This window comes from Kluyvera genomosp. 1 (assembly GCF_001266615.1).
Classification (GTDB): domain Bacteria; phylum Pseudomonadota; class Gammaproteobacteria; order Enterobacterales; family Enterobacteriaceae; genus Kluyvera; species Kluyvera cryocrescens_A.
Genome location: NZ_LGHZ01000023.1, coordinates 106,114 through 116,638 on the forward strand (window position 1 = coordinate 106,114; position 10,525 = coordinate 116,638).

8 protein-coding genes are annotated in these 10,525 nt (G+C 53.7%); 3 read left to right on the forward strand and 5 right to left on the reverse strand.

Annotation, left to right across the window (positions count from 1 at the left end):
* The first annotated feature begins 7 nt into the window (after nucleotides 1-7).
* Nucleotides 8-2,284 (forward strand): ATP-dependent Clp protease ATP-binding subunit ClpA, encoded by a 2,277-nt coding sequence (gene clpA / locus KP80_RS14365; RefSeq protein WP_052284336.1) that lies wholly within the window; start codon nucleotides 8-10, stop codon nucleotides 2,282-2,284.
* A gap of 156 nt (nucleotides 2,285-2,440) precedes the next feature.
* On the opposite strand, the gene infA is transcribed toward clpA, so the two are convergent.
* The 5 genes from infA to trxB all read right to left on the reverse strand — a co-directional run bounded on the left by infA (nucleotide 2,441) and on the right by trxB (nucleotide 8,262).
* On the reverse strand, nucleotides 2,441-2,659 hold the full coding sequence (gene infA, locus KP80_RS14370) for a translation initiation factor IF-1 (RefSeq protein WP_002211347.1): 219 nt from the start codon (nucleotides 2,657-2,659) through the stop codon (nucleotides 2,441-2,443).
* A 284-nt stretch (nucleotides 2,660-2,943) separates the two neighbouring features.
* Nucleotides 2,944-3,648 (reverse strand): leucyl/phenylalanyl-tRNA--protein transferase, encoded by a 705-nt coding sequence (gene aat / locus KP80_RS14375; protein ID WP_052284337.1) that lies wholly within the window; start codon nucleotides 3,646-3,648, stop codon nucleotides 2,944-2,946.
* Nucleotides 3,649-3,688: 40 nt separating this feature from the next.
* The gene (gene cydC / locus KP80_RS14380) at nucleotides 3,689-5,410 is read right to left on the reverse strand and encodes a heme ABC transporter ATP-binding protein/permease CydC (protein ID WP_052284338.1); all 1,722 of its coding nucleotides are present in this window, start codon (nucleotides 5,408-5,410) and stop codon (nucleotides 3,689-3,691) included.
* Nucleotides 5,411-7,177 carry a heme ABC transporter permease/ATP-binding protein CydD gene (gene cydD / locus KP80_RS14385; protein WP_052284339.1) on the reverse strand — a complete coding sequence of 589 codons (1,767 nt, stop codon included), beginning with the start codon at nucleotides 7,175-7,177 and terminating at the stop codon, nucleotides 5,411-5,413. It abuts the gene before it with no gap.
* A 116-nt stretch (nucleotides 7,178-7,293) separates the two neighbouring features.
* Nucleotides 7,294-8,262 (reverse strand): thioredoxin-disulfide reductase, encoded by a 969-nt coding sequence (trxB, locus tag KP80_RS14390; RefSeq protein ID WP_052284340.1) that lies wholly within the window; start codon nucleotides 8,260-8,262, stop codon nucleotides 7,294-7,296.
* A 551-nt stretch (nucleotides 8,263-8,813) separates the two neighbouring features.
* On the opposite strand from trxB, the gene lrp reads away from it, so the two are divergent.
* Entirely contained in the window at nucleotides 8,814-9,308 is a 495-nt protein-coding gene (gene lrp, locus KP80_RS14395; RefSeq protein WP_000228473.1) for a leucine-responsive transcriptional regulator Lrp, read from the forward strand.
* 121 nt (nucleotides 9,309-9,429) lie between these two features.
* A partial coding sequence (locus KP80_RS14400; RefSeq protein WP_197276161.1) for a DNA translocase FtsK 4TM domain-containing protein occupies nucleotides 9,430-10,525 on the forward strand: 1,096 nt, incomplete at its 3' end.

Below are 10,525 nucleotides of genomic sequence, written 5' to 3' on the forward strand. Positions count from 1 at the left end.
GGTGCCAATGCTCAATCAAGAACTGGAACTCAGTTTAAACATGGCTTTCGCCAGAGCGCGCGAGCACCGTCACGAGTTTATGACCGTCGAGCATCTGTTGCTGGCTCTGCTGAGCAACCCATCCGCCCGTGAAGCGCTGGAAGCGTGCTCGGTCGATCTGGTGGCGCTGCGTCAGGAACTCGAAGCCTTCATCGAACAAACCACGCCGGTTCTGCCGGTCAGTGAAGAAGAGCGTGAAACACAACCGACGCTCAGCTTCCAGCGTGTTCTTCAGCGCGCGGTCTTCCACGTCCAGTCATCCGGGCGTAGCGAAGTGACCGGTGCTAACGTCCTTGTGGCGATTTTCAGCGAGCAGGAGTCGCAGGCTGCGTATCTTCTGCGTAAACATGAAGTGAGCCGCCTTGACGTGGTGAACTTCATCTCTCACGGCACGCGTAAAGACGAGCCTAGCCAGCCTTCCGATTCCGGAACCCAGCAGTCTAACGAAGAGCAAGCAGGCGGGGAGGATCGTATGGAAAACTTCACCACCAACCTTAATCAGCTTGCTCGCGTCGGGGGAATTGACCCGCTGATTGGCCGCGACAAAGAGCTGGAACGCACGATTCAGGTTCTGTGCCGTCGTCGCAAAAATAACCCACTGCTGGTCGGTGAGTCTGGCGTCGGGAAAACAGCGATAGCCGAAGGCCTTGCATGGCGTATCGTCCGCGGTGACGTGCCGGAAATCATGGCTGATTGCACCATTTACTCACTGGATATTGGCTCACTGCTGGCGGGAACCAAATATCGCGGTGATTTTGAAAAACGTTTTAAAGCGCTGCTCAAACAGCTTGAACAGGATACCAACAGCATTCTGTTCATCGATGAGATCCACACTATCATCGGTGCGGGCGCGGCGTCGGGTGGTCAGGTGGATGCGGCAAACCTGATTAAACCGCTGCTTTCCAGCGGCAAAATTCGGGTGATGGGTTCAACCACTTACCAGGAATTCAGCAATATCTTTGAGAAGGACAGGGCGCTGGCGCGTCGTTTCCAGAAAATTGATATTACCGAACCGTCCGTTGATGAGACCGTACAGATCCTCAACGGCCTGAAGCCGAAGTATGAAGCGCACCACGACGTCCGCTATACCGCGAAAGCGGTGCGTGCGGCTGTTGAGCTGGCGGTGAAATACATCAACGACCGTCATCTGCCGGATAAAGCGATTGACGTGATCGACGAAGCGGGTGCGCGTGCGCGCCTGATGCCGGTGAGCAAGCGTAAGAAAACGATCAACGTGGCGGACATTGAATCCGTGGTTGCGCGTATTGCGCGTATTCCGGAGAAAAGCGTTTCCCAGAGCGATCGCGATACGCTGAAAAATCTTGGCAATCGTCTGAAAATGCTGGTGTTCGGGCAGGATAAGGCGATTGACGCACTGACTGAGGCCATCAAAATGAGCCGTGCGGGTCTTGGCCATGAGCATCGTCCAGTCGGTTCGTTCTTGTTCGCTGGCCCTACCGGGGTGGGTAAAACGGAGGTTACCGTCCAACTGGCGAAAGCAATGGGCATTGAACTGCTGCGTTTCGATATGTCCGAATATATGGAACGCCATACGGTAAGCCGCCTGATTGGCGCGCCTCCGGGATATGTTGGTTTTGATCAGGGTGGTCTGCTAACTGATGCGGTTATCAAGCATCCGCACGCGGTGCTGTTGCTGGATGAAATCGAAAAAGCACACCCGGACGTCTTTAACCTGCTGTTGCAGGTGATGGACAACGGCACGCTGACCGACAACAACGGGCGTAAGGCAGACTTCCGTAACGTGGTGCTGGTGATGACCACCAACGCCGGCGTGCGTGAAACCGAGCGTAAATCAATTGGTCTTATCCATCAGGACAACAGTACCGACGCGATGGAAGAGATCAAAAAGATCTTTACGCCGGAGTTCCGTAACCGTCTGGACAACATTATCTGGTTCGATCATCTGTCGACCGACGTTATCCATCAGGTGGTGGATAAATTCATCGTCGAGCTGCAGGTTCAGCTGGATCAGAAAGGTGTGTCGCTGGAGGTGAGTCAGGAAGCTCGTAATTGGCTGGCAGAAAAAGGTTACGACCGAGCTATGGGCGCGCGTCCAATGGCGCGTGTCATTCAGGATAACCTGAAGAAACCGCTCGCCAACGAACTGTTGTTTGGCTCGCTGGTTGATGGTGGCCAGGTGACGGTAGCGCTCGATAAAGAGAAAAACGAGCTGACCTACGACTTCCAGAGTGCACAGAAGCACAAACCGGAAGCAGCACATTAACCGCTGATATCGGTATGTAAATAAAAACCGGGCACCTGAATGCCCGGTTTTTTTATGCCCAATTTTCAGGCAAAAAAATGCCCCGCGATAAGCGAGGCATTATTCAGCAAAAAGCGCTCGGCGAACGTTGCGCCAGACGCTCATTATCTGCGGTTATTAGCGACTACGGAAGACAATGCGGCCTTTGCTCAGGTCGTACGGGGTCAGCTCAACAGTCACTTTGTCGCCCGTCAGGATGCGGATATAGTTTTTGCGCATTTTACCGGAGATATGTGCAGTCACCACGTGTCCGTTTTCCAGTTCTACGCGGAACATGGTATTAGGTAACGTATCAAGTACGGTACCCTGCATTTCAATATTGTCTTCTTTGGCCATCTAATCCTCTGGGGTATCACTACCGTAATTTGAACCGGCAAGATAATGCCGAAGTTCATCAAGTAAGTAAAGAATTGTCCGTCTTAATCGGCGAAAGTCGTTTTTGCGCATCACCCTTTCACCACACAAGATACTCATGTGATGGGCGCAAACCAGGCCGGAAACAGCAGGATAAACGTGGGCGTTATCTGACTCGAATGATTCCCAAACGGCGGCGGGGCAAAAGGCAGAAGCGACTCTCGTCGGCAATTATATCATCCTGATGGGAATTGTGCTGAAAACATTTACGTTTCGGCTGAAAACAGGCGCCGTGGGACCCAGAATTTATCAGAGAGTGAACCGGTTCTCAGATTATCCAGATATTCCAGATAGTCACGACGGGGAATTTCCATCGCGCCAAGAGAAGCTGTATGGCTATTAAGCACCTGGCAATCTATTAATTTCCCGCCAGCCTGGCGAAATGCCTCACAGAAGACGTACAGCGCAGTCTTAGACGCGTTCTCTGCGCGGCTGAACATCGACTCACCGCAAAACAGCTCGCCCATGGCAACGCCGTACATGCCGCCTACGAGCGTGTCATCTTGCCACACCTCGATCGAGTGCGCGTGACCCAGTTCATGTAGGCGGTGATAGGCTTGGCTGATGCTAGTGGTAATCCAGGTGCCTTCGTTGCGATCCTGCGCGCAGCCGTCAATCACCTGGCTGAAGGCATAGTTGAGCGTAACCCGGTACGGAGAGGTCTTATGGAAGCGTTTCATACTGCGGCTGAGATGGAACTGTTCGGGCCACAGCACCGCGCGGGGATCCGGTGACCACCAAAGGATCGGGTCGCCCGGTGAAAACCACGGAAAGATCCCTCGCTGATAGGCCATCAGCAGACGTGCAGGGGCGAGATCGCCCCCTAAGGCCAGAAGTCCATTTGGTTCGCGTAATGCGCCCTCGGGGGAGGGAAATGCTATCGAATGTCGAGAAAGCTGGACAAGGCGCATGCCGCGATGACCTCACGAAGCAAAGTTAACTAATCATAGTCTACAGACGCTGTTTAAACTGGTAGTAACGACCTTGTTTTGCCAGCAGTTCTGTATGATTACCTTGCTCAATAATTTGCCCGTTGTCCATGACAATTATCTGATTAAATCGCGCCAGTCCACGCAGGCGATGCGTGACCATCAGCAGCGTTTTATCACGCATGACTTCCGCCAGCAATTCGAGGATTTGACTTTCGGTGGTGGCGTCTAACCCTTCGGTCGGTTCATCCAGCAGCATCAGTGGGGCATCGTGCAACAGCGCGCGGGCGATGCCTAGACGGCGCAGCTCGCCGCCGGAAAGCTGGCGTCCGCCTTCACCCAGCCAGCTGTTTAAGCCGGCATCTTCCAGCAGTTTTTCCAGACCAGTGCGGCGGAGCACGTCGCTCAACGCCTCATCGCTGGCACGCGGGTTTGCGAGCAGCAGGTTGTCACGCAGCGTGGCACTGAATAGGTGTACACGCTGGGGAACCAGAGTCATGGTGCGACGCAGGGTAGGCTCATCAATATGATTTAACGACATATCGTTGAGTTGAATGGTGCCTTGCTGGGGATCCCAGGCGCGGGTTAGCAGCTGTAATAGCGTTGATTTACCGCAGCCGGTGCGGCCAAGAATAGCGATATGCTCACCCGCATTAATGCGCAGAGAGAGGTTACTCAGTGCCGGCTGTGATTGTTCGGGATAGGTGAACGAGACCTGCTCTAAAGTGAGTGCAACCTGCTGCGGTACAACGGTGGTTTGCGTTGGGAATGTGACTTCTGGCTGCTGTTCAATAATCTGACTCACGCGCAGGGCAGAGGCGATAACCTGGCCTAAATGCTGGAATGCGCCAGTTACTGGAGCGAGTGCTTCAAAGGCTGCCAATGCGCAGAAAACGAAGAGGGCAATTAGTGCGCCGGGCTGCATATTATCGCCAACGCCGCCGGCTGCTAGCCACAACATCGCAACCACGGCTGCGCCGCCGATGAGCAGCATCAGCGCCTGGGACAGCGCAGTCAGCTCGGACTGGCGGCGCTGGGCGTCGTGCCAGTTCAGCTCGGTCTGTTCCATCTGTTTACGGTAGCGCTGGCTGGCATTAAAAATAGTCAGCTCAGCCTGGCCTTGCAGCCAGCCCGTCAGCTGTTGGCGATACTGCCCGCGCAGCGTGGTGAGCTGTTCACCGGTTGGCTTACCCGCGCGATAAAATAGCGGTGGCAACAGCAACAACGTGGCCAGCATAATGCCGCCGAGCGTCAGCGCTAAAGACACATCGAGAATGCTCAGACCGGCAGTCACAACCAAAATGACAACCAGGGCGCCAATCAGCGGCGAAATGACCCGCAGGTAAAGGTGGTCGAGAGTATCGACATCCGCCACCATGCGGTTAAGCAGTTCACCCTGACGAAAACGGGCGAGCCCAGCGGGGGAGAGCGGCAGTAGTTTGCTGAAGGTAAAGACGCGCAGATGCTGCAGTACCCGGAAGGTTGCGTCGTGGCTCACCAGACGCTCAAAGTAGCGGCCCGCAGTACGAATAATTGCCGCGCCGCGTACACCCGCAGCTGGGAGCATGTAGTTAAAACTGTAAGCGCCCGCAAACCCAACAACCGCCGAAGCCGACAAGAACCAGCCGGAGAGGGTTAGTAAGCCAATACTCGCTAACAGGGTGACAATCGCCAGAATCACGCCGAGGCTGAGCAGCCATTTATGGCGTTTATAGAGCGCCAGATAAGGTAACAGTGCGCGCATTTAAATTTCCTCCTGACGATTGGCCAGCAGGCTGGTAAACACGCCGTTGGCATCGACCAGCTGTTGATACGTTCCTTGCTCGATAATTTGCCCATTCTCCATGACCCAAATGACGTCCCAATCCGCCAATCCTTCCAACTGGTGGGTGACCATTAGCGTAGTCTGCTGGGTGGAAGCATCGGTCAGAGCCTGCATTACGCGCTGTTCGCTATGGGCGTCGAGACTGGCGGCAGGTTCGTCCAGCAGGAGCAGGCGACAAGGGGAAATCAGGGCGCGTGCAACGGCCACGCGCTGTGCCTGACCAACGGATAAACGAGCGGCCTGCTCGCCAACTACCGTATCGACGCCGTCAGAAAGTAGCGGCAGGAATTCGTTCACCCACGCTTTTTCCAGAGCATTGAACAGTTGGTGCTCACTTGCATCTGGATTCCCTAACAGCACGTTCTCGCGCAGGGTCGCAGCCGGAAGCTGTGGGTTTTGGCCAACCCAACTCATCAGTCGATGCCAGCTATCAGGGTCGAGATGGCGAAGTTCAACGCCGTTAATTTGTAAAGAACCGCTATAGGGCAGGAAACCCGCCAGCGCATTGAGTAATGAGCTTTTGCCCGAGCCGCTTTGCCCGACAAGCACCGCACGTTGCCCCGCATTGAGCGTAAAGTTCAGCGGACCCACCAGTGTTTTGCCTTCAGGCGAGGTGATAAACAGGTTTTCCGCTCGCAGAGTAACCGGCTCACTGGTTTCCAGTACGTTTTCGCCTTGCTCTGGATGCGCCAGCGGCGCTTCGAGAAAGGTTTTCAAGCTGTCGGCGGCGCCCACCGCCTGAGCCTTGGCGTGATAGAAGGTGCCCAAATCACGCAGCGGCTGGAAGAACTCAGGAGCCAGAATCAACGCCAGGAAGCCAGAAGAAAGCGTGACTGCCATACTGTAGCTACCAAAGTTCAGCTCGCCCAAGTATGAGAAGCCAAAATAGACCGCCACCAGGGCGATAGAGAGCGAAGTAAAGAATTCAAGTACGCCGGAGGAGAGGAAGGCAAGACGCAGCACTTCCATGGTCCGATGACGAAAATCCTGAGATGCTTCGCGAATGCTTTCTGTTTCAGCTTCACCACGGCCAAAAATACGCAGCGTATCCATCCCGCGCAGGCGATCGAGGAAATGGCCGCTCAAGCGCGCCAATGCCAGGAAATTACGGCGGTTTGCATCGGCGGCACCCATGCCAACCAGCGCCATAAACAGCGGGATCAGCGGTGCAGTGACTAAAAGAATAAGTGCAGCCGCCCAGTTTGATGGGAAGATGGCCATGACAATCAGCAGCGGTACGCACGCAGCCAGCGCCATCTGCGGCAGGTAGCGGGCGTAGTAGTCGTGCATATCGTCAATTTGCTCAAGAATCAGCGTCGCCCAGCTACCGGCAGGTTTTCCCTGAATCCAGGCTGGACCGGCTTGCTGAAGGCGGTCCAGCACCTGACGGCGAATTTCAAAACGAATTTGTTGTCCGGCGTGAAAGCCCACGCGCTCACGTAACCAAACGACCCATGCGCGGAGAACAAAAATCAGTACCAGTTGGATAAACGGCATCAACAGCGCTTCGCGTGGAATATTCTCCATGATCATATGATGCAGAATTCGGGCGAGGAACCAGGCCTGGCCAATAATCAGCACGCCGCTGACGAAGCCGAGCAGACGGGAGATCATCAACCAGCGGCGCGAAATTACGCTTTGCTGTTTGAGCCAGCGGGTGAGTTCTTGTTGGCGACTTTTATTCATTGGGCGCTTAGCAGGTAGCTTATGGTTTTAGTTACGGGCGCGGCAATGTTACATCGCAGAAAAAATAAAGGCGACTTATCGTCGCCTTTTTTACTTTTGTTACTGACTTGTAAAGATTATTTGCAAGCGTCAGCTAAACCGTCGAGGTAGCGTTCTGCGTCCAGAGCGGCCATACAGCCGGTGCCCGCAGAGGTGATTGCCTGACGATAAATGTGGTCCATAACGTCGCCCGCAGCAAAGACACCAGGAATGCTGGTTTGCGTGGCGTTACCGTGAATACCGGACTGCACTTTGATGTAGCCGTTTTCCAGCTCCAGTTGGCCCTGGAAAATTGCCGTGTTCGGGCTGTGGCCGATGGCAACAAACAGACCCGCAACGTCCAGAGACTCAACGGTATCGGTGTTGTGCGTATCGCGCAGACGCAGACCGCTCACGCCCATCTGATCGCCGGTCACTTCGTCCAACGTACGGTTGGTATGCAGGACGATGTTGCCGCTTTCCACTTTATCCATCAGACGCTTGATCAGAATTTTTTCCGCACGGAATGAATCACGACGGTGAATCAGGTGCACTTCTGAGGCGATGTTAGACAGATACAGCGCTTCCTCAACGGCCGTGTTGCCGCCGCCGATGACCGCGACTTTCTGGTTGCGGTAGAAGAAACCATCGCAGGTTGCGCAGGCGGAAACGCCGCGGCCCTTAAAGGCTTCTTCAGACGGCAGGCCCAGATAGCGGGCAGAAGCACCGGTGGCAATGATTAAAGCATCACAGGTGTATTCGCCGCTGTCGCCAGTCAGGCGGAACGGACGGTTCTGCAGGTCAACGCTGTGGATGTGATCGAAAATAATTTCGGTATCAAATTTGGTCGCATGCTCGTGCATGCGCTCCATCAGCAGTGGACCGGTCAGATCATTTGGATCGCCAGGCCAGTTTTCCACTTCGGTCGTGGTGGTCAACTGACCGCCTTTTTCCAGCCCGGTAATCAGAACCGGTTGCAGGTTTGCGCGTGCAGCATAGACCGCAGCGGTGTATCCCGCAGGTCCAGAACCAAGGATTAGCAGCTTACTGTGTTTGGCCGTGCCCATGAGATCCCCATAATTGTTGGCAGTCATTGGTCTGGATTGTAGGGAATTTGTAGACGTAAAAAAAGAGCACAGCGATTTTGTTAACGATATGTGTAATAGAATAGACCGATTGATTGCTTATTTTAACATCAAAAAATATAACTATTTCTACTGCACGCTGCGGAATTATAAGACGATTACATGTCAATCAAGCCCGGGTGATAATGAATATCTGGCATGTTGTACTAAAAAAAGATGTTTTGCTTTGACAATCCCCTGTGCTTTTGCGACAACATTCAAGGAAGAAGAAAAGCAGTGTTTCGCGTGTGGTGAATTTTCATGCACGCAAATGCCATTTTTACCCGGTTCACTGAAATCTACGTATGGTGTGGACAGATATCATACGTGATGTCGGAGAGTGGCCGCGAGGCGCCGGGGCTTCTCATACGCATACCCTGGGATATGCGTCGTTGCAGCAACAACGGCGTGTTGAAAAAGGGATAAGGCTCTGAACAGTGAAGTGACACAGAGTCAAGACAGGAGTAGGGAAGGAATACAGAGAGACAATAATAATGGTAGATAGTAAAAAACGCCCTGGCAAAGATCTCGACCGCATCGACCGCAACATTCTGAATGAGCTGCAAAAAGATGGGCGTATTTCGAACGTCGAGCTTTCCAAAAGAGTAGGACTTTCTCCGACCCCGTGCCTCGAGCGCGTACGTCGTCTGGAACGACAGGGGTTTATTCAGGGCTATACCGCGCTGCTGAACCCGCATTATCTGGACGCATCACTGCTGGTATTTGTTGAGATTACTCTGAATCGTGGTGCACCGGATGTGTTTGAACAATTTAACACCGCTGTGCAAAAACTTGAAGAAATTCAAGAGTGTCACCTGGTTTCCGGTGATTTCGACTACCTGTTGAAAACCCGTGTACCAGATATGTCTGCCTACCGTAAGCTTCTCGGCGAAACTCTGCTGCGCCTGCCTGGCGTCAACGACACCCGTACTTATGTCGTTATGGAAGAGGTCAAACAGAGTAATCGTCTGGTAATTAAGACCCGCTAAAACGGAACAGGTGCAAAATCAGCGTAGTTTGATTACACTCCTGTTAATCCATACAGCAACAGTGTTGGAGCGATCTAACACTGTTGTCCGTTTTTAGCATTTGGCACCTGGAGAGCCTTTCTTGAGCCAGGAATATACAGAAGACAAAGAAGTCAAACTGACAAAACTCAGCAGCGGACGCCGACTCCTTGAGGCGCTACTCCTCCTATGCGCCATTTTTGCCGTTTGGTTAATGGCAGCACTACTGAGCTTCAATCCTTCCGATCCCAGCTGGTCACAAACGGCCTGGCATGAACCTATCCACAATTTGTGTGGCGCATCAGGCGCATGGCTTGCCGACACCCTGTTTTTCATCTTCGGGGTCATGGCCTATACCATACCGGTGATTATCATCGGTGCCTGCTGGTTTGCCTGGAAACGCCGGGCAAGCGAAGATTACATCGATTATTTTGCCGTCTCGCTGCGTTTAATTGGCGTGCTGGCCATCATTCTGACCTCTTGTGGTCTGGCGGCGATCAACGCCGATGATATCTGGTATTTCGCTTCAGGCGGCGTTATTGGCAGCCTGCTGAGTACCGCACTACAACCGATGCTGCACAGCAGCGGCGGTACCATTGCGCTATTGTGCATTTGGGCTGCGGGGTTGACGCTGTTTACCGGTTGGTCCTGGGTCAGCATTGCTGAGAAAATGGGCAGCTGGATCCTCAATATTCTGACGTTTGCCAGTAACCGTACGCGTCGTGATGATTCGTGGGTTGAGGAAGACGACTACGAAGACGACGATTACGAAGAGGAACATGACGCGCAGAAGTCAAAAGCGTCACATGAATCCCGTCGTGCGCGCATTCTGCGCGGTGCGCTGGCGCGTCGTAAGCGTATCGCCGAAAAATTTGCCAACCCAATGGGCCGCATGACCGACGAAGCTTTGTTTTCAGGTCGACGGATGGATGAACCTCAGGACGCTGAGCGTTATGTTGCTAAAGCCGATCCGGACGATGTCCTGTTCTCCGGCGCCAGTGCGACACGCACCGCGGATTATGATGAATTTGATCCACTATTAAGTGGCCATACGGTAACGGAATCCATCACGACTACGGCTGCTGCGATAAGCACTGTTCCTGCGTGGGCTGCTGATGCCGCCCAGCCTATGCCGTTAGGCGATGGGCAGACCATTCATACACCTGATTACGGGATGCCAGAACAGCAGCCGCAGTACG

What these genes read in the sequence shown, in the direction of transcription:
- clpA (WP_052284336.1), top strand. Translation starts at nt 8, where the DNA reads ATGCTCAATCAAGAACTGGAACTCAGTTTAAACATGGCTTTCGCCAGA.
- infA (WP_002211347.1), bottom strand. Translation starts at nt 2,659, where the DNA reads ATGGCCAAAGAAGACAATATTGAAATGCAGGGTACCGTACTTGATACG.
- aat (WP_052284337.1), bottom strand. Translation starts at nt 3,648, where the DNA reads ATGCGCCTTGTCCAGCTTTCTCGACATTCGATAGCATTTCCCTCCCCC.
- cydC (WP_052284338.1), bottom strand. Translation starts at nt 5,410, where the DNA reads ATGCGCGCACTGTTACCTTATCTGGCGCTCTATAAACGCCATAAATGG.
- cydD (WP_052284339.1), bottom strand. Translation starts at nt 7,177, where the DNA reads ATGAATAAAAGTCGCCAACAAGAACTCACCCGCTGGCTCAAACAGCAA.
- trxB (WP_052284340.1), bottom strand. Translation starts at nt 8,262, where the DNA reads ATGGGCACGGCCAAACACAGTAAGCTGCTAATCCTTGGTTCTGGACCT.
- lrp (WP_000228473.1), top strand. Translation starts at nt 8,814, where the DNA reads ATGGTAGATAGTAAAAAACGCCCTGGCAAAGATCTCGACCGCATCGAC.